Genomic DNA, 18,940 nt, shown 5'->3' on the forward strand with positions numbered 1-18,940 from the left:
GCGACTGATTTCGAGGTCCAAGGACTGAACGGACACCGGACCCAAGGCAACGACGCCCTTCTTCAGCCCCCGGCCCCGGCGATGCGCCGGATCTCGCCCGATCTGGGCGGCTCGCCGAGGATGGCGTCGATGGCGGAGCGGTCCAGACTCTCGTCCTCCAGCACCGCCTCGGCCAGGCGCTCGAGGCGGTCGCGATGCTCCTCCATGAGCCGGCGCGCGCGTCCCTCGATGTCCTCGACGAGCTGACGGATCTCCTCGTCGATCAGACGCGCCGTCGCGTCGCTGAAGTCCTGGGACTGGCCCATCTCCCGGCCGAGGAAGACCGGCTCGTCGCTGCGGCGGAAGGCGACCGGGCCGATCCGCCGGCTCATGCCCCAGCGCGAGACCATGCGCCGCGCCAGCTCGGTGGCCTGGGCCAGATCGGACTCGGCACCCGTGGTCACCTCGCCGAAGACGGTCTGCTCGGCGACCCGCCCGCCCAGCATGACGCCGATGCGATCGCGCAGATAGCTCTCCTTGTAGGTCCGCCGGTCCTCCTCGGGCAGCTGTTGGGTCACCCCCAGCGCCCGTCCGCGCGGAACGATGCTGATCTTGTCGAGCCGGTCCGCAGCGGGCAGCATCCAGGCCATGAGCGCATGCCCGCTCTCGTGGTAGGCGACCAGACGGCGCTCCTCGTCGCCCATGCCCTGATCGCGTTCCGCACCCAGGACGATCTTGTCCCGAGCCGACTCCAGCAGGGCCATGTCCACGGCGTCCCGGCGCTCGCGTCCGGCCAGCAAGGCGGCCTCGTTGATCAGGTTCTCCAGATCGGCGCCCGAGAAGCCGACCGTCCGCACCGCGACCTTCCCCAGATCCACGTCCGCGTCGAGCCGGATCTTACGTGCATGGACCTCCAGGATGGCCTTGCGCGCCTTGCGGTCTGGCAGGTCGATGTGGACCTTGCGGTCGAACCGCCCGGGACGCAGCAGGGCCTGGTCGAGCACGTCCGGGCGGTTGGTGGCGGCCAGCACCACCACGTCCTCGGTGGGGGTGAATCCGTCCATCTCGCTGAGGATCTGGTTCAGCGTCTGCTCGCGCTCGTCGTGTCCGCCGCCCAGTCCGGCGCCCCGGCTGCGCCCGACGGCGTCGATCTCGTCGATGAAGATGACGCAGGGCGACTCCTTCTTGGCGGCCTCGAAGAGGTCGCGCACGCGCGAGGCGCCGACACCGACGAACATCTCGACGAACTCGGAACCGCTGAGACTGAAGAAGGGCACGCCCGCCTCGCCCGCGACCGCGCGCGCCAGCAGCGTCTTGCCCGTCCCGGGCGGACCGATGAGCAGCACGCCCTTGGGCATGGTGGCGCCGAGACGGCGGAAACGCTCCGGGTCGGCCAGATGGTCGACGATCTCCTGCAGATCGGCCTTGGCGTTCTCGAGCCCGGCGACGTCATCCATCCCCAGATTGCTGTCCTGGTGGCGAAAACGCTTGGCCTTGGTCTTGCCGAAACTAAAGAGACCGCCGTCCTGCCCGCCGCCCATCATGCGTTTCTGCATCCGCTGGCTGAGATAGAGAAAGCCGCCGAGCAGGATCGCCCAGGGCAGCAGGGTCGCCAGTACCCGCGTCCAGACCCCGGACTCGGCCGGATTGGCGGCGATCTCCACGTCCCGTTTCTCCAGGAGCGGCAGGAGTTCGGCGTCCTGAACCTGGGGCATGGTGGTCTCGAAGGACTCGCCCGCGCTCACCACCGAGCCCGCGTCCTGGGATCCGGCGGATGCCGTCGTCTTGTCGCCCTCGGCCTTCGAACCGGCCGAGGCATCCGGCAAGGGATCGGCGAAACGTCCGCTGATGCGATCGCGCTCGAAGGTGACCTCGGCCACCTGCCCCTGACTCACCGCCTGTTTGAAGCGGGTGTAGCTGAGCTCGGTTGGGCCAGGTGCCAGCCAGGGCGCCAGAATCATCCAGAGAACCAGGGTCATGCCCAGAGCGAGGAGCAACCGGCGCCTCAGGCTATCGCCGTCCGGCGGGGTTGGATGGCCCGGCTGAGCCTTGCGAGTGGTCTGATCGTGCGTCATCTGCTGTTCTCCTTCTCTTCGGACCTGATGGATTGCGGCACTCGGCCGATCGATCAGGTGTCGCCGCGGATCTGGTGCACCTCATCGGGCTCGGGACCGGAAAAGGACTGGGGTACCGAAAGCGAATCCACGACCTCGAAGGCATCGATCATGCCGACCAGATCCCCCTCGGAGCTGGTCACGCAGACCGCCGGCTGACGCCGGCTGAAGATCAGGCTCCGCACGTCCTCCAGGCTGGTCTCCATCCCGCAGCTCAGGGGATCCCGCTTCATGACATCGGCAACCGTCCGGTCGCGCGCCCGCGCCTCGTCCAAACCCGGCCCTTGATCGCTGAAGCAATCGAACACCAGGTCCTGCAGCAACAGGCTTCCGACCAGCCGCGAACCGATGCACACCGGCAGCAGACACTGCCCGGACAGGGCCATCTCCTTGGCGGCGACGTCCAGCGAGGTGTCGGGATCCAGCGCCTTGAACTGCGTTCTCATCGTTTGGATCAATGTCATTTTGGATACCTTCTTCATCGTGTCTCGAAGATGCGTCTCCTCGGCGGATCCGCACCGTCCTGCAAAAAGCACGAGCGGCTTCCATGCCAACGCGTGCCTCGCCCCGGCACCGGGCCGGAATCGCCCGGCCGCCCGGTTGATACCAACCGACGACCGGTGTTTATGCCCCGCGAGCATGCGGGCGGGCGGGATTCCCGACCGGATCGCGGGCAGAGGGCCGGCTATAGGGCGAGCGGCAGGGATTCCGCCTGCCATCCGGTCATTCCGCCGAGCACGTTGAACACGGCCTCGTGCCCCTGGCGCTTGAGGACGCTCGCGGCGACCGAGGACCGGAAGCCGCTTCCGCAGACGACCGCGACCGGCCGGCCCTTGGGGATCTCGTCGGCACGACGCCGGATTTCGGCACCCGTGATATGGACGGCCTGGGGAATGTGTCCGGCGCTCCATTCGGCCGGCTGACGCACGTCCAGCACCATGAGATCGTTGGGCTTCCCGATCTGCTCGTTCAGCTCCCACACGGTCCATTGCGGCAGGATGTCGATCGGCATCCCAGCGGTCCGCCAGGCGAGCATGCCGCCCGAGAGCCAGCCGAGCGGGAGCTCGTACCCGATCCGCAGCAGCTGCCAGCAGACCTCCCAGAGGTCGCCCGGCTGCTCCAGCACCAGGAAGATGGGCCGGTCGTAGGGCACCACGCTCCCGGCCCAGGTCGCGAAGGAGGTCCCGACGCCCACGTTGAGCGCGCCCGGGATATGGGCGGTGAAGGCCTCGGGCGAACGGCAGTCGAGCAGGGTGACGCCATCGCGTCTCAGCCGCTCGACCTCGTCCACGCCGAGCGGGGGCGGATCGGCCAGCACGCCGAGCGGCGGCGGCCCCTCGCTGTTGAGCTTGCGCATGCGCGGCCAATAGGGCGGAACCGAGGGCAGATCGGTCAGATCCATGCACTGGCCGACGAAGCCGTCGACGTCGGTGAGACGCGCGAGCAGCTGGTTCATGCGCCGCTCGTAGCCAACCGTGGTCGAGAGCCGGCTGCCGATGTTGCCCCCGCAGAGCGAGCCGGCGACGTGGGTCGGATAGACCTCGACGAAGTCCGGCAGGGTCAGCACCTTGCTCTGCAGGGTCTGGCAGAAGGCTTCCGCACTCTTTTTCGCCTCCTCCGGACCGCCGAGCAGATCCGGGCGCGCCAGGTCGCCGACCAGCAGGGCACCGCCGGAGAAGAAGATGGCCGGCTCGTCGCCGCGCGAGCGGTCGGTGAGCACGAGACTGATGTGCTCGGGGGTGTGTCCCGGCGTATGCAGGAACTCGAGGGACACCTCGCCCATCTCCAGCCGCTGGCCGTCGTCCATCGGCGTCACACTGTAACCGAGCTCCGCACGGGCACCCGAGAGCAGCTCGATGTCGCCGCGTTCGGGCAACTCGCAGATCCCGGTCAGATAGTCGTTGTGCTGATGGGTGTCGCAGGCATAGCGGATCCGCATGCCCTGCTCGCGGGCGGTCTGGAAATAGGTATCCACATCGCGGCGCACGTCGAGCACGAAGGCCTCGCCGGTCTCCTCCGAGCCGACGAAATAGGACGCATGACCGAGACTCTCCAGATAAAACTGTTTGAAAAACATACGGGTCTCCTGAAGTCGGCGGCTCGAATCCCGCTACGGGAGGTACAGATCCGCTGCGATACGGCAAGGGCGTGACCGACCGGGATCGAGCCAAGTCACAGGTGACGCGCAAGTCACGTACCAACCGCCGGAACCGGGCGATCATGCGGACGAGAAACGGATGCGCCTGGAGCAAGGCTGGATTCGGGCGGTCCTTTTGACCGGATTCAGGGGGAAATCCACCGCCGATACGGTGGGCATTCACCGCTGGGAGACCGAATGAAACGGTTCGGTCGGCCTGGGGATGCAGGGCAACTCGAGGCACGGCCTTTGCTCGTCGTTCGGATGGCAAAGACCCGGAAGCAAGCCGAAAGGCGTCTTCTCTTCAGACGGAGGTGAAACCCGATGCCCACACCGAGCACACTATTGATGAGCGAAATCCTCACCCACGACGTCCAGCGCCTGCTGCTGAGCAAGCCGGAGGGAATGGACTGGAGGCCAGGCCAAGGCATCGAGGTCCAGATCGACGCGGACGAGTGGCGCGAGGAGGCACGCCCCTTCACCCCGACCTCGCTGCCGGAGGACCGAATCCTCGAACTCTCGGTCAAGCGGTATCCCGAGCACGACGGCTTCACCGTCGCCCTGCACGGTCTGCGGCCCGGCGCCCAGCTGCTGCTCGGCGACCCCTTCGGCAGCATCGGCTATCAGGGGCCCGGAACCTTCATCGCGGCGGGCACGGGCGTCACGCCCTTTCTGGCGATCCTGAGGAAGCTCGCCCTCCAGGAGTCATTGGAGGGCCACCAACTCCTGCTGACCAACAAGTCCGAGCAGGACGTCATCTGCCGCGAGGAACTCCAGCATTATCTGGGCGAGCGCTGCGTGCTGACCTTCACCCACGAGCACGATCCCGGTCAGGAAGGCCGTCATATCGACGCGACCTTCCTCTCCGCGCACATCGATACCCCAGACCAGATCTTTTATGTCTGCGGACCACAGGGATTCGTCGAGTCGATCAACGCGCACCTGCTGAGCCTGGGTGTGCACCCGAATAGCCTCGTTTACGAGCGCTGAGCGCGCCCGACTCGGAACCATTCGCCCTTTTAATGGCGCGGATTATGCCTATCTCCAGTGACATACATCACTTGGGGCACAAGCCCCTTTGGAGGTCTCAATGCTTCGAAGCCTTACCGCATTGAAAGGCTATCGCCTGGTCGCGACCGATGGAGACATCGGCCACTGCAGCGATTTTCTCTTCGACGACGAAGGATGGGCCGTGCGCTACATGGTCGCGAAGACCGGCCCCTGGCTCTTCGGACGCGAGGTACTGGTCTCACCGACGCACATCGAGCGCGCGAGCTGGGAGACGCAATCGATTCCGGTCAAACTGACATCCAAGCAGCTCGAAGAGAGCCCGCCGCTCGACACCGATGCGCCGGTCTCACGCCGCTACGAGCGGGCCTATCACGACTTTTTCGCGACGCCGTACTATTGGATGGGCGCTGGTCTCTGGGGAAACTATGGGTATCCGGAGCTCTTGATTCCTCGGGAGCAACCAGAGGAACTCGCGGAGGAGCCTGCGGAGGAGGAAACCCACCTCAGGTCGGTCGACGAAGTCGCGGGCTATAGAATCCGCACGCTCGAGGATCGCAACGCCGGCCATGCGGTGGATTTCATCGTCGACGACGAAAGCTGGGCGATCCGCTACCTCGTGCTCGACACCTCGTACCTGCCGTTTTCCAAGAAGCTGCTGATCGCCAGCGACTGGATCTCCGACGTGGACTGGATCGACGGCGAACTGAAGCTCGATGTTGGCGCCGATCAACTTGAACACGCGCCGTCCTACGATCCCGAAACCCTCGTCAACGAGGAAGCGGAGACGGTGCTCTACGACTACTATGGCAGACCGCAGGCCAGACGCCGTTCGAGTTGACCTGAGATTGAACCGGCATCTTCTGGGGACGCGCCCTCCACCGCCTGCAGCCCATCCCGACGTGAATGTTCTGTCATCAATCCCGGCAACAGGAGCAAAGCCGGGATTTTGGCGATTCGATCGAAGGATCGTCCTCTTACCGGCGCACATCCGTGCCGGTGATTACGCCGAGAGGACGATCCCTCATCAAGCCACTGGTGCGAGACTAGGCACCTTGGCGCTGGATTCCCACCTCCTTTTACTGCTGGGCGCCCGCCTCCACAGCAGAGGAGGAATCGGAAGGCGCATCGATACAGTTCTGGGGCGCATCGATGGAGGTTGCATTCGGGAACATATCCAGCCACGGGATACGCAGGCTATAGCCGTTCACGGTCACAGCAACATCAGGACATTCGCGTGTGATCCGGCTGGCGACCGACTGAAGGTCCGCCGAATCGAACTTGAAATAAGGCGGCAGGAATCCCGCATCCTCGTTACGAAAGATCAGCGTATCCGCCGTATCCGCATAGACCGTCTCGATACGGTACTGGACGTCACGCCCATCGCCGGTCACGCCAGTGATCTGTACCTCCCAGGAATCCGGTCCCCAACGAAGCCAAAGCAGAACGATTGCAATGACGAGAACAACGGCAAAACCGATCGTGAATTTCTGTTTCATAAGTGTCACCCCCCTTATGTAAGACTAAACGCTGTGCATTCAGGCGTGTGCTCGAACTGCGGAAGAAGGCAGTAAACCCGTGAACTCACGAACACACACTAGCTGAAGCAACCAGGATGCCAACCCGGAAAATGACGCAACGCATTGATAAAAATGATTATTTTTTACGCTACAGGCAACACCGACCACCACAGGTGGAATTGCACCGGTTGATCGGATTCGGACCGGGTGATATCCACCTTCTCTCCCATCCAAGGGCACTCGCCGGATCACTGAACGATCGGCAACGCTTCTGCCGTCCAACCGGGCATGCCACCGAGCGCGTCGAGCACTTCACGGTAGCCGCGTTGCTTCAGGACAACTATCTGCGGAGGAAACGATGCTAGAGCACACCGACGACACGCACTCGACGGTCATGGGGTATCTGCTGTGGATCTTCGGATTTCTGGGCGCCCATCGGTTCTATTACGGCAAACCGGTGACCGGCACCCTCTGGTTCCTGACCTTGGGGTTGCTGTTCGTCGGTTGGATCATCGACGTCTTCCTGATACCGAGCATGGACCGTCAAGCGGACCGACGCTTCGTCAGCGGCCCCAAAGACTACAACCTGACCTGGATCCTGCTGACCTTCCTTGGTCTGTTCGGCGTGCACCGCTTCTATCTCGGGAAATGGATTACCGGACTCATCTGGTTGCTCACCGGCGGGTTCTTCTTGATTGGCTATCTCTATGACTACTGGACGCTCAATGAACAAATCGACGCCGTCAACATGCACGCCGATCATGGTTGACCGCCTCCTCGATTCCGCGACACCGAGGCTTGCGTCATGCTGATGTCACTCGGCGGTCTCGTCTTCCTGGCAGCCTTGCTCGGGATGCTGCTCGCTTATCTGACGCGCACAACCGCCATCCGACGCATGCGCACGCTCGGCGGCGAGCAGGATATCCTCGACGCGCGCGAGGGTAAGTTCAACATCCACCTCGGCCTGCTGACGTCCGTCCAGGTCGTCGGCGGCAACGAGATCGAGGTGTTGTTCAACGGCGACCAGACCTTTCCGCGCATCTGGGACGCGATCAAGGACGCCAAACACGTCATCTGCGTGCACGTCTACGAGGTCAATCCTGGCCAGGTCGCCGACACGCTGCTGCGCGCCCTCAGCGAACGCGCCCAGGCTGGCGTCCAGGTGCTGGTGCTGCTCGATGCCATCGGCTCCGGGCAGATGCCCAGAAGCTATCGGCAACGTCTGATCGCTGCCGGCGCAGAGGTGGCCATCTACCGACCGCTCCGACTGAAGGAGGCGTATAAGTTCCAGCAGCGCATGCACATGCGCGCCATCGTTATCGACGGACACATCGGCTTCACCGGCGGTTTCGGAATCGCCGATCAATGGCTCGGCAGCGGACGCGCCCAAGACCAGTGGCGGGATACCAATGTGCGGATCGCCGGACCGGCTGCAATGCAGTTGCAGGTCGCCTTTTCCAACAACTGGGCGGAGGCGACCGGCGACCTTTTGATTGGCGACACCATCTCCCCTTTCAACCGCATGCCATCCGTGGACGAGCCCCAGGCCGCAGGCATCATGGCCTGCTCGCCGTCACTGGGCAGCACCAACGCCGAGCGCTTCTTCTTTCTGGCGATTACCTCGGCGCGCGAGCGCATCTACATCGCCAGCGCCTATTTCGTACCGACCCACGGCATGCGCTGGCTCTTGATGAACGCGGTGGACAGAGGGGTCGACGTGCGTGTCCTGACGCCGGGGAGCAACACCAATCAACCCATGGTCTGGCACGCTGGACGCGCCATCTATCGACAACTCATGGATGCCGGCGTGCGCATCTACGCCTACCAGCCGGGAATGATGCACGCCAAGACCTTCGTCGCCGACGCCTGCTGGGCGACCGTCGGCACCTTCAACATCGACAATCGCTCGATGACCCTCAATGACGAGGTTGCCCTGATCATCCGCGACGAAACCATTGCCCAGTGTCTCGAACAGCATTTCCTCGCCGATCTGGAGGACTCCAAGGAACTGCTCCCTCGGGATCTGCTGCCGGAATCCAGGCTGGACTGGATCAAAATCCGAGGATCCCGCCTGCTGACACCGTTCCTCTGAAACGTCGGGAGATGGGACGTCGGTGGACGGTCAATGGCCCAGAATCACGCTGGCTGAAAACCGATCTACTGTCCCACTGTTGCGCCAAACCAATCCCCCTGGAGTGAAATTTGCTACTTGCGATCCAGCGGGGCGCCTCCAGCAATCCACTTGCGCAGCTCGCCTGCACTTTTCGGAATGACGGAACCGCCCTCCGCCGACACCCCACGAAGGAGAAACAATGAGCGCGTCATCTGTTGCGAAGAACCGGGAAAAACCGATCGCCGTCTACGGCGCCATGGCGGCAAACGGCGTGATCGCCATCGCCAAGGGGATCGCGGCCCTGTACACCGGCAGCTCGGCGATGTTCTCCGAGTGCATCCATTCGCTGGTCGATACCGCCAACGAGGGGCTGCTCCTCTACGGCATGAAGCGCTCCGGGCACAAACCGGACCAGGCGCATCCCTTCGGTTATGGCAAGGAGCTCTATTTCTGGAGCCTGATCGTCGCCGTCGCGCTCTTTGGGATTGGCGGTGGACTGACCTTCTTCGAGGGGCTGACCCACATCACCGGCCATGCTGCGGAGGAGCGCGGCAATGTCATGTGGAACTATGCAGTCATCGCCATTGCGCTGATCGCCGAGGGCACCTCCTGGACGATCGCGCTCCGGGAATTTCTGCCCTCGGTCAAGGGCAAGCGCCTCTGGCAGGCACTGCGCGACGCCAAGGACCCCACCACGGTCACCGTGATCTTCGAGGACTCCGCCGCGCTGGCGGGACTGCTCTTCGCCCTGGCCGGCGTCTATCTCACCGAGATCACGGGCAATCCGGTGTGGGATGGCATCGCCTCCATGCTGATTGGCGTGACCCTGTCCGGCGTCGCCCTCCTCCTCGCCTACGAGAGCCGCAGCCTGCTGATCGGCGAAGCGGCGGATCCATCGGTGATCGACAGCATCCGCCAGTTCGCCCGCGAGGACGCGGACGTGGTCGAAGCCGGCCGTCCGCTGACCATGCATTTCGGCCCCGACGAGGTCCTGCTGAATCTGGACGTCCGCTTCCGCGCCGACCTGTCGTCGGAGACGATCATGGGCGTGGTAGACCGGCTGGAGCGCGGCATCCGAGAACGCCACCCGGAGATCAAGCGTATCTTCATCGAGGCCGAATCCTTGCGTCGCGACGGGGATGACCCCGCCGCTCGCCCTTCATCCAACTAAACGCAGGAGGAAACCATGGAATACACCACGCTCGGCAGCAGCGACCTCAACGTCTCCCGTATCGGTCTGGGCACCTGGGCCATCGGAGGCTGGATGTGGGGCGGCACGGACGAGGAGACCTCCATCGACACCATCTGCCATGCCGTCGAACTCGGCGTGACCTTGATCGACACGGCGCCGGTCTACGGCATGGGCCGCTCCGAGGAGATCCTCGGCAAGGCCATCACCCGCCACGGACTGCGCGAACAGGTGGTGCTGGCGACCAAATGCGCGCTGAACTGGTCCGACGACGAGACCAAGGTCTGGCGCGAGGCGACGCGCGCACGCATCGAGCGCGAGGTCGAGGATTCGCTACGCCGTTTGGGCACCGACCGCATCGACCTCTATCAGATCCATTGGCCGGACCCGAAAACGCCGATGGAGGAGACCGCGCGTGCCATGGACGATCTTTTGCGAGCGGGCAAGATTCGCGCGATCGGCGTCTCGAATTTCTCTCCCGAGCAGATGGACGCCTTCCGCGCGGTCGCCCCACTGCACGCGAACCAACCCCCTTACAATCTCTTCGAGCGCGAAACCGGGGAGGCGGTGCTGCCCTATTGCGCGCGCCACGGCATCGGCACCCTGACCTATGGCGCACTCTGCCGTGGACTGCTCAGCGGCAAGATGACCCGCGAGCGCCAATTCGACGGCGACGATCTGCGCCGAAGCGACCCGAAGTTCCAGCAGCCGCGCTTCGACCAGTACCTGGCGGCAGTCGCGGCGCTCGACCGTTTCGCCCGCGAGCACTACGGCAAGGACGTCATGGCGCTGGCCCTACGCTGGCTGCTCGACCAACCTGGCCACAGCGTCGCACTCTGGGGCGGACGTCGTCCCGATCAGATGGACCCGGTCAACATCATCGACGGCTGGAGCCTAGACCGCGAGGCGCTCGATGCCATCGACCGGATCGTTCTGGAGCATGTTACCGACCCCGTGGGGCCGGAATTCATGGCACCTCCGAGCCGTTAAAGAAGGAGCATCTCGTGAAGGCGAAAACACCTGTCTATTGGATCGTGCTTGCTTGTGTGGCCCTCGGCGGTCCGAGTATGGGTTGCAGCACCGTCGCGCCCAACGGGAAACCCGCGAGCACATTCACTGCCATCGATGTCATCAACGACCAAGTAGAGAAGGGCAACATTGAGATCGAAGGAGATCCGGACGCGACGCCTCTCCCCTAAACGGCCTGGTGAAGATCCGCTCGTGTCGCGGAAGAACAGGGGTGAGCCAGAATGCCGCCCCTCCACAGGAGCGCCGCGTGCTAGCTCGCCTGCTCAAACGCGGCCGACTGAGTCAAGGTGGCGACCGTACGCACGGTTGCCACGTCCTCCGGCAGATCGAGCGCCCGCTCGCTACGCGCCAGCGCCAGTCGTCCATGATAGGCAGCGGCGCCCCGCATGGCGGAATCGCCGACCAGGGCCAGCGATCGCAACGCCTTCTGCAAACGCACGGCAACCTCCACCGCACCGGCGCCGTCACGCGCAATCGCCGTGAAGGCATCATCAAACAGGTCCGTCACCGCAAGCTCCGGCACCTCGACGCGGTCGAACTGGGGCGCCTCATCCGTTTCCTGAGCGCCCGAACCGTTCCAGAGCACAAACAGTCGAACGAGTGTTCCGATCACGTCGATCGCAGTACCGGGATCGTTGACCGCCGGGGACAGCGCACGACCGGCGATCTCCGACAGTACCACCAGACCGAATCGAGGATCTTCTTGAAACGTGCGGTCGTCTCCGATCACGAAAGACTGGATCACCTGATCGCAGTCGATCGCCGTGTCCCCATCGGGGCTATCGCTGACGTGTGCCAACGCCTGTCCAGGCGCAGCGAAGGTTCCCGGCAAGGCCGTGACGACAATGCGTCCCTTCCCCTTTTCGGCGCAGGCCTGAAGCGCGGCGATATCGACGTGCTGGACATAGCCGACACTGGTCGCGAACACGGCTGTCCCAACGGCGTCTTGAGAGCGTTTCGGCACGCCTTGAAGTCTGGGCGCATCGCGACGCCGCTTCAGGGCGTCGGCCGTAGCCTTCTCGACGACGTCGATGGTCATTCCCAGCCGTCCAAGACGTGCAATGCGATCCACCCAACGTAGAAACGTCAGGATGACGACGCTAAAGACCGCCGCCATCAGGATGAAAAGCGTAAAGAGACCCGCGCTTTCGAAGTAGTCGTTTTTCACGGCCGTCAGGGCCACGACACTGAAAATGAAGGCGCCGATGAAGGTCGAGAGGGCGTTCTGCGAGACATCGTCGGCAATGACCAGCCGGAGTGAGCGCGGTGTTGCCGTGCTGCTGGCCGAAGCGTATGCCGACACCATTGATCCGACCGCGAAGGTGGCGATCACCAGCATGCTTGAGGCCATGATGGAAAGGAGGCTTTCGATGGAATCGGCGGAGATCGCCGGCGTGAACTGCGCAAGATCCGTGTCGTCCGCGAGCTTGGCGACAAAGACGTTCGCGATCGACAATAGACAAATCACCAACGGCTTGACCCACAGCCGCTCGCGCAGCCGATGACCGAGTAACTTGAGCCGGCCGCGCGAGATGATGGCTGACATAGAGATCTCTTGTGTGCTGTTGGCTTCGTATCGGATTCTTCGACGAACCTGTCAGTCCCTCGAAGCGCCATGACTCCCCATCCTGTCTTCGGTCCCGTTGCGCTCCGCGCTCCTGCGCTCGGCCTCGGCGACGCGGCGCTGCTCGTCGACCGCCTCGGCGTGCGCGCGGTCGTCACCGGCACGCCGCTCCTCCAGCTCGCGAATCGCCTCCGTACGACCGTAAACGATCAGCCGGTCCCCACTCCGTGCCACGGTGTCGCCTCCCGGTGTGCCGAGCCATTCACCGTTGGGCTTGGCGATCCCGAGCACCATCACGCCTTCCTCGGCCGGACGCAGCGCGCGGAGGGGCTGGCCATCGAGCCAGCTACCGTCCTCGACGGCAAGCTCGACGATCTTGTAGTCGCCGGCCAGGTGCAACAGACCTTCGTAGTCGGAGACGTCGAGACGGGTGAAGCGACTCAGCGCCCGATCGACGATGCGTGACAACAGCCGGTCGACCCACTGGCTGGAGGCGAAGGCCCAGAGCAGCACCAGACCGGTGACCAACAAGACCACCTTGATCCACAAGGCCATACCCTCGGCATTCCCGCCCCCGACGAAGGCCAGCATCAAGGAGGACACGGCGGTGACGATACCCGCATTGCCGAGCAGCATCAGGGTCAGAACGATGCGGCGACGCACGGGATGGTTGACCACCTGTTCCGACTCGGCGGTGGTGAAACCCGCCCCGGAAAAGGCCGACCGGGCCTGGAAGCGCGCGCTCTGACGCGCAAGCCCGGTATGACGCAACGCGATGGCGGCAATGCGGGTGACGAGAATCGACAGGGTAACGACCAACAGCAGGGACAAGATGGCGGTCACGACTCACCTCCAGCCCTTCAGGCCGACGACGGCTGCTCGCCGGGCAGATGATCCGCGACATAGGCGCCGCGCTCCCCGCGCGGACGCTCCTCGCCCCGGGTGGTATCGCGGGAGGTCTGGCGCTCGATCTCCGCATTGAGCTCGGCGCCGAGGATGGTGATCAGCGCCGAGATATAGAGCCACATCAGCAGCACGATGACGGCGCCAATCGACCCATAGGTCGCGTTGTAGTTGCCGAATTGGGAGACATAAAAAGAGAAGAGCGCGGATGCCGCCAACCAAAGCACGACGACGCACACCGAGCCGACCGAGACCCAACGCCAGCGCGCGAGCGCGCGCGAGGGTCCGAAGCGATACAGGATCGCGAGCATGGTTAGCGCCAAGGCGGCCAACACTGGCCAGCGCACCAGATTGACGAGCGTGCGCGCGAACGATCCCAGCCCGACATAGCCCATCACGACCGGCACCGCGACGATCAGGGCGAGCACGACGACGACCAGAATCACCAGGGAGAAGGTCATGGAGAAGGCCGTCAGATTCAGCCGCAGAAAACCGCGTTCCTCACGCTCGTCATAGACGATGTTCAGGGCCGCCATCACGGACCGGGTGCCCCGGGTCGCGCTCCAGACGGACAGAAGAATCGCGCCGGCCAGTCCGGCGCCAAGCGCCTGCCCGGAACCCGAAGCGACCTCGCGCATCTGCTGCGACAGCAGCTGATAGACCTCTGCCGGTAGAAAGGCACTCAGGGAGGAGAATTGGCTCTGCACTTGCACCGGGTCGGCAACCAGCCCGAATAGGGCGATAAGCGCCGCGATGGCGGGAAACACGGCCAGCAGACCGTAGAAGGCAACCCCGGCGGCGGCGAGCGAAATGTTGTCTTCCGAGGTCTTGCGCCACGCACGCGCCAGTATCTTGAGCCAGCCGCCTAGCGGAATCTCGCCGGGCGAATTGGCGAGGCGACCGATCGCCTGTCCGGTCTGAGCGTCTGAATCCATCGAATCTCTCCCGTTTTGCTAAAAGACGTGGGCCGGGATCCAGCGGACGGCCCCGTCATCCAAGCGACGGGCCAGCGGGAAGCGTCGCTCTTGATCGCGACCGAACGATGCGTCGCACATCAAGCCTTCAGCGACCGGATCCCAGGTTAAGTGAGCGTCCATCAATGGCTTCCCGATATCTGGGTTTCGGAAATCATGCAGGTGCGAATGCATTCGCACCTACGAACATCGGGAATCTGTCGTTGGGCGGTTCCTAGGTGTTCGCGATCGCTCAGACTGTGGGCGGTCTGCGCCCGAGCACAAAGAACACCACGGCAAAGACGAGGCCGACCACAAAGAGTATCCAAGCGATGTTAGACGCCACGCCCGCGACACCGGTCAGGCCCAGCGCGCCGGCGATCACGGCCACGATAAGGAACATTAGGGCAAGCCTTAACATCAGCACCTCCACATTAACATGAGATTCGTTGTCTGCGACGAGCGTGGCGGCGGAGACCGCAACGCCCGCCGACGCATTCAGCTTTTTTCATATTCGTCGATTTGGCGCTCCGCCTCTTCCTTGGTCACGCCGTAACGGTGTTGGATTTTCCCGACGAGCTTGTCTCGCTCGCCCTCGATGGCCAAGAGGTCGTCGTCGGTCAGATCGGCCCAATGCTCCTTCACATGCCCTTTCATTTCAGTCCACTTACCCTTGACTTCATCCCAATTCATGCGTCACCTCTCGCGTTGAGTTATGGCGTCGTACGCCTTAATAGGGCCAAGACTATGCATTACGGTATCGAGTCGAATCGACTCAGCGATGGCCCTCAAGACCTGGACATACAGTTCGCATGCCAACTATTGCGCTCGGGTATTTTCACGCTCGGTGCGCGCACGGTCAGGCCAGGGAGGGACCTGTCCTTTGGCGCGCCTTCTATCAGGAGGATTGTCTGACTCGGGGAGGCGAATGAATGGGCCGCGAATCAGCGCGCGGCACACAGAAGAATCGATCAACGTCGAGACGCACCGGCCAATCGGTTCGGGGCATTCGCACCACCCCCGCATCGACATCGGTGCTTCTCAACCGGCTGAGCGAGGGCGCGGGGCACCCGAGGGCGCCAGGATGACGACCTGCAGATTCCGTAGCGGCACGATCCGCATTCCCAGCCGCACGCGCGCTTGAGCGCAAAGCATTTGGCATTGAGTTTGCTTGACCACTTGCGAATGGCTCGCATCGTCTATCGCGACCATCCCAAGGGCCACTGTCTATCCCGACAGTCCCCATCCGAACGAAAACTCACCACTCCCGATCACTTGCACCACGAGGAATGCCATATGAAATCGATTCCCAACACAAGCTTCGCGCTCTTCCTCGCGCTGTCCACGCTGACCGCGATGAGTCAGGCCGCCACGACCGATGATGCAGCAGCGAACGACGCACAGACCCCATCGGCTGAGGCAGTCAAGCAAAACACCAAAGATCTGCTCAAATCGCTCAAGGCGTACGGCGCCGATCAGAAAGACGAAGCCGTCGCAGCCACCAAGGCGGCGCTGGATGCGGCTGACAAGCGCATCGATGCACTGCAGACTCGCCTTGACGACAACTGGGATAGCATGAGCCAGGCCGCCCGCGAGAAGGCACAGGCCAGCATGAAGGCCCTGCGCAAACAGCGCACTCAGGTCGCCGAATGGTACGGCAGCATGAAAACCAGCTCCGACAGCGCCTGGGATGAAATGAAGGACGGCTTCTCGAAGGCATACCAGGCACTGGCAGAGTCTTGGGACAACGCCGTGCAGGCCTTTGATTCAGAATAGCCCCCTCCAGCACCGGGGTGCGTCCAAGCGACGCACCCGACAAAACGCCTGGGCTGGAGCGGTCTCAGGCATGGGATTACAATCATGCGCCGGGAATGCGCCCCTGACTGTTGACGGCCTCACGAGGGTTCCCGGTGTCGGCCACAGAGATGATCGGCGTTGGCATGCGTGCTGTTCCACCATGCTGCATCAGTTCGCCGTCACCGGAGTCTGGTATGACTCGAAAAGCGTAGAATGCGGCTCAACGTTCGAGGGCACGGCTCGCGAATTCCCAGACCGCCGTCAGCCGCACGCTCTGCGTGCAACGCTTGGGATCGAGCAGAGACGCCGCCCCCCACGACACACGAATATTCACTGATTAAAGGACAGAGATGATGAAACAGGCCCCATCCAAACTGATCTGGCTGCTCTTCCTGCTGTTGCCACTGACGCTCACCATGACCGGCTGCAACACCATGGCTGGCGTCGGCGAAGACCTCCAGGCTGCCGGCGGCGGCATCGAGAAGTCCGCCGAAAGCAAGAAGGACTACTGATCTTTTCCAAGCGTGCAGGCGTCGTGTCGACGACGACCAAAAGGCTTGACCCGAGTCCAGATTCGACGGGATCGCTCTGAAATCACCGGAGGAAACATGTTTGTCCAGCACAAAACGACCGGAAAACTCATTGAGATCCTTGCGCTGACCGACCTGATCAACCCACTACACGCAGAGGTAACCGGACGGTTCCACCAGGGCGAAGAAGCGCAGGAGCCTGAGGACTACCCGAAAGCCGACCTGATCTTCCCGTCCGGTGAACCGCTCCCGCGCTGCTGGACTGACGCACACTACCGCGATGAAGAGATCGCGCGGGGGTGAAGAAAACCGACGACAGATGATGCCTGAAGGCACCCGCGTACATCAGCAACCACACAGGCGTTCGGACATCCGAAGGGCCGGCACGCGCACCAAGGCACGCATGGCCGCTTTTCCGCACTGACTCCGCGATGCTGCCGCGCACAATTTCATGGCTGGAATCAGGGAAATGGAGGCGTTCCGGCAGGATCCGTTCCCAACACGACAACCTCGGGATGACGTTCCTTGACCCGGTCCTCAATGACCCCGATGGCGGCGTGATCGACAGTGGCGACGATCAGCAGCTCACCCCGGCGCAAGGCAGCGAACTGAGGCGCAATGTCACGGTTGGCAATTCGAGCGCGCAGGGCGGCGAAAACGCCGCCGACGCCCGCCCCAAGGAAGAGCACCAGCACACCCAATAGGCCATCGCCGATCAACCAGAGCGCAGCGGTAATCGGAATTGCCAACAAGGCGCCAAGAACGCCGCCGTGAATCAGCGCTTGCTCCCATGTCCGATGGATGATCAGCTCGATTGGAAGATCATCACCCCGTAGCTTCCGTGCGGCATGCGCACTGAGGCGCGCCGGCTCAAGCCCATCGCCCAAGAGTTCGTCGACAAGTAGGCGAACCTTCTCCACAGCCCGCGCCTTCAAATAGATACGATTCATCATGCTTTGACCCTTCATGCTTAAGCGCGGGATCGCGCTTTCGGATCTGTCCGCGCGCGTCCTGCCCCGTTCAGATAGCATCCGCAGCCCGAATCAACGTCGGCCCTCGACCCCGCACGAACCGGAATGCATACCTAAAAAGACAAGCACAGCGCGCGCCAACCTGGCGGACAGAAATAAAAGTCCGCCAAATCACCGTCGGCGCAACACAGCTTTAAATCTCATTCTTGACCTGCGCATAGGTGATCAGCGCGAAGAGCCCGGTCCCTCCGATCACGTTCCCAACCAAGGCCGGAAGGACTCCTGCCAAAACCGCGCGCACCCAAGACATCTCCCCCGCGAGCGCGAGCAGGAACCATTCGGTCGATCCTGCCACGACATGGGTCAGTCCACCGAGCGCGATCATGTAGGTCAGCGTGACGATGATCCAGAATTCGCTGCCTTTGGAACTCGGCATCAACCAAACGATGGACGCCACTATGAATCCGGCCGGTATCCCGTAAAGCAGGGTTTGAAGCGCCGAGTATTCGAGCAAGTGTTGCGACACCGCAAGCGCCGCCTCCAGTTGCTCCGGTGGCAGAATCGCGCCGAGTGTCGCGACCAATGCGGAGATCAGCGTGCCGATCATGTTGGCCGCGAAGACGATCGCCCTGAGCCGCGCGGTCCGTTGCATTCTGAACCGGCTGCAGTCGGTCAGGACAGGCAGCACCACCGTAATCGTGTTTTCGGTAAACAGCTGAAGGCGTCCCAGAATCACGATGACGAAACCGACGCTGTACCCGAAGCTCTCCAGCATCGAGCGCAGCGGACTCTCCGCCAAGGCATGGTGCAGGAACGCCGTGCAGTAGATCGAAAGACTGAGTGCAAGACCAGCAGCGATGCCGGACCAGAACAAGGATTGGATCGGGCGCGACAATTCCTCCACGCCCTCCTGCCGCACGACCTCGAAAACCTGCAGCGACCGCAGACCCTGGCGCTCCGAGACTTCGTTCTCTTCATCGCGGGTAAGACCCACGTTTTTCTCGTTTCTCGACATGGCTAAGATCGCTCAAGGATAAAGTTAGGTACCACTCCATGTTTTCCTGGAACGAACCTGCGCTGCCACAGCAATAGACGCACCGAGTCTACCGAGCCACCGCCATCCATTTGGTGCA

21 protein-coding genes are annotated in these 18,940 nt (G+C 62.9%); 10 read left to right on the plus strand and 11 right to left on the minus strand.

From position 1 onward, the window contains the following. Positions 1-62: 62 nt before the first annotated feature. The 3 genes from ftsH to THIDRDRAFT_RS12150 all read right to left on the minus strand — a co-directional run bounded on the left by ftsH (position 63) and on the right by THIDRDRAFT_RS12150 (position 4,170). A complete protein-coding gene (gene ftsH / locus THIDRDRAFT_RS12140; protein ID WP_007041147.1) occupies positions 63-2,054 on the minus strand; it encodes an ATP-dependent zinc metalloprotease FtsH in 1,992 nt (663 codons plus the stop codon). A gap of 53 nt (positions 2,055-2,107) precedes the next feature. Continuing rightward, on the minus strand, positions 2,108-2,539 hold the full coding sequence (locus THIDRDRAFT_RS26180) for a CBS domain-containing protein (protein WP_159105407.1): 432 nt from the start codon (positions 2,537-2,539) through the stop codon (positions 2,108-2,110). Positions 2,540-2,778: 239 nt separating this feature from the next. Beyond that, positions 2,779-4,170 (minus strand): MBL fold metallo-hydrolase, encoded by a 1,392-nt coding sequence (locus THIDRDRAFT_RS12150; protein ID WP_007041149.1) that lies wholly within the window; start codon positions 4,168-4,170, stop codon positions 2,779-2,781. 384 nt (positions 4,171-4,554) lie between these two features. On the opposite strand from THIDRDRAFT_RS12150, the gene THIDRDRAFT_RS12155 reads away from it, so the two are divergent. Together THIDRDRAFT_RS12155 and THIDRDRAFT_RS12160 are read left to right on the plus strand one after the other, a co-directional pair. Then, complete coding sequence (locus tag THIDRDRAFT_RS12155) at positions 4,555-5,220, plus strand: ferredoxin reductase domain-containing protein (protein ID WP_007041151.1); 666 nt, start codon at positions 4,555-4,557, stop codon at positions 5,218-5,220. Between the two features lie 100 nt (positions 5,221-5,320). Then, positions 5,321-6,079: a PRC-barrel domain-containing protein gene (locus THIDRDRAFT_RS12160; RefSeq protein ID WP_007041152.1), complete on the plus strand. Its 759-nt coding sequence runs from the start codon at positions 5,321-5,323 to the stop codon at positions 6,077-6,079. A gap of 238 nt (positions 6,080-6,317) precedes the next feature. On the opposite strand, the gene THIDRDRAFT_RS12165 is transcribed toward THIDRDRAFT_RS12160, so the two are convergent. Continuing rightward, positions 6,318-6,737 carry a DUF1523 family protein gene (locus THIDRDRAFT_RS12165; RefSeq protein WP_007041153.1) on the minus strand — a complete coding sequence of 140 codons (420 nt, stop codon included), beginning with the start codon at positions 6,735-6,737 and terminating at the stop codon, positions 6,318-6,320. A gap of 379 nt (positions 6,738-7,116) precedes the next feature. Here THIDRDRAFT_RS12165 and THIDRDRAFT_RS12170 point away from each other — a divergent pair, with 379 nt between their 5' ends. The 5 genes from THIDRDRAFT_RS12170 (at position 7,117) to THIDRDRAFT_RS12190 (ending at position 11,259) form a co-directional block, all read left to right on the plus strand. After that, positions 7,117-7,527, plus strand: coding sequence for an NINE protein (locus THIDRDRAFT_RS12170; RefSeq protein WP_007041154.1), 411 nt, complete (start codon positions 7,117-7,119; stop codon positions 7,525-7,527). A 36-nt stretch (positions 7,528-7,563) separates the two neighbouring features. After that, on the plus strand, positions 7,564-8,850 hold the full coding sequence (locus tag THIDRDRAFT_RS12175; protein WP_007041155.1) for a phospholipase D-like domain-containing protein: 1,287 nt from the start codon (positions 7,564-7,566) through the stop codon (positions 8,848-8,850). A gap of 220 nt (positions 8,851-9,070) precedes the next feature. Continuing rightward, positions 9,071-10,042, plus strand: a complete 972-nt coding sequence (locus THIDRDRAFT_RS12180; protein WP_007041156.1) for a cation diffusion facilitator family transporter — start codon at positions 9,071-9,073, stop codon at positions 10,040-10,042. A gap of 15 nt (positions 10,043-10,057) precedes the next feature. Then, positions 10,058-11,050 carry an aldo/keto reductase gene (locus THIDRDRAFT_RS12185; protein ID WP_007041157.1) on the plus strand — a complete coding sequence of 331 codons (993 nt, stop codon included), beginning with the start codon at positions 10,058-10,060 and terminating at the stop codon, positions 11,048-11,050. 14 nt (positions 11,051-11,064) lie between these two features. After that, the gene (locus THIDRDRAFT_RS12190; protein ID WP_007041158.1) at positions 11,065-11,259 is read left to right on the plus strand and encodes a hypothetical protein; all 195 of its coding nucleotides are present in this window, start codon (positions 11,065-11,067) and stop codon (positions 11,257-11,259) included. Between the two features lie 80 nt (positions 11,260-11,339). On the opposite strand, the gene THIDRDRAFT_RS12195 is transcribed toward THIDRDRAFT_RS12190, so the two are convergent. The 5 genes from THIDRDRAFT_RS12195 to THIDRDRAFT_RS12220 form a co-directional block, all read right to left on the minus strand. Next, on the minus strand, positions 11,340-12,635 hold the full coding sequence (locus tag THIDRDRAFT_RS12195) for a DUF2254 domain-containing protein (RefSeq protein WP_007041159.1): 1,296 nt from the start codon (positions 12,633-12,635) through the stop codon (positions 11,340-11,342). A gap of 51 nt (positions 12,636-12,686) precedes the next feature. Continuing rightward, positions 12,687-13,496: a TrkA C-terminal domain-containing protein gene (locus THIDRDRAFT_RS12200; RefSeq protein WP_007041160.1), complete on the minus strand. Its 810-nt coding sequence runs from the start codon at positions 13,494-13,496 to the stop codon at positions 12,687-12,689. Positions 13,497-13,513: 17 nt separating this feature from the next. Then, positions 13,514-14,491: a YihY/virulence factor BrkB family protein gene (locus THIDRDRAFT_RS12205; RefSeq protein WP_007041161.1), complete on the minus strand. Its 978-nt coding sequence runs from the start codon at positions 14,489-14,491 to the stop codon at positions 13,514-13,516. 271 nt (positions 14,492-14,762) lie between these two features. Then, on the minus strand, positions 14,763-14,930 hold the full coding sequence (locus tag THIDRDRAFT_RS24590) for a DUF1328 domain-containing protein (RefSeq protein ID WP_007041163.1): 168 nt from the start codon (positions 14,928-14,930) through the stop codon (positions 14,763-14,765). A gap of 77 nt (positions 14,931-15,007) precedes the next feature. Further along, positions 15,008-15,202 carry a CsbD family protein gene (locus tag THIDRDRAFT_RS12220; RefSeq protein ID WP_007041164.1) on the minus strand — a complete coding sequence of 65 codons (195 nt, stop codon included), beginning with the start codon at positions 15,200-15,202 and terminating at the stop codon, positions 15,008-15,010. 603 nt (positions 15,203-15,805) lie between these two features. Between THIDRDRAFT_RS12220 and THIDRDRAFT_RS12225 the strand changes: the two genes are divergently transcribed. The 3 genes from THIDRDRAFT_RS12225 to THIDRDRAFT_RS12235 all read left to right on the plus strand — a co-directional run bounded on the left by THIDRDRAFT_RS12225 (position 15,806) and on the right by THIDRDRAFT_RS12235 (position 17,139). After that, complete coding sequence (locus THIDRDRAFT_RS12225; RefSeq protein WP_007041165.1) at positions 15,806-16,285, plus strand: sll1863 family stress response protein; 480 nt, start codon at positions 15,806-15,808, stop codon at positions 16,283-16,285. A gap of 374 nt (positions 16,286-16,659) precedes the next feature. Beyond that, positions 16,660-16,818, plus strand: coding sequence for an entericidin A/B family lipoprotein (locus THIDRDRAFT_RS26510; protein WP_139058716.1), 159 nt, complete (start codon positions 16,660-16,662; stop codon positions 16,816-16,818). A 96-nt stretch (positions 16,819-16,914) separates the two neighbouring features. Beyond that, positions 16,915-17,139, plus strand: coding sequence for a hypothetical protein (locus THIDRDRAFT_RS12235; RefSeq protein WP_007041167.1), 225 nt, complete (start codon positions 16,915-16,917; stop codon positions 17,137-17,139). Positions 17,140-17,297: 158 nt separating this feature from the next. On the opposite strand, the gene THIDRDRAFT_RS12240 is transcribed toward THIDRDRAFT_RS12235, so the two are convergent. Then, complete coding sequence (locus THIDRDRAFT_RS12240) at positions 17,298-17,789, minus strand: hypothetical protein (RefSeq protein ID WP_007041168.1); 492 nt, start codon at positions 17,787-17,789, stop codon at positions 17,298-17,300. Between the two features lie 211 nt (positions 17,790-18,000). Then, entirely contained in the window at positions 18,001-18,801 is an 801-nt protein-coding gene (locus tag THIDRDRAFT_RS12245; protein WP_245535837.1) for a formate/nitrite transporter family protein, read from the minus strand. Positions 18,802-18,940: the final 139 nt, after the last annotated feature.

The sequence above is a fragment of the Thiorhodococcus drewsii AZ1 genome (assembly GCF_000224065.1).
Classification (GTDB): Bacteria; Pseudomonadota; Gammaproteobacteria; order Chromatiales; family Chromatiaceae; genus Imhoffiella; species Imhoffiella drewsii.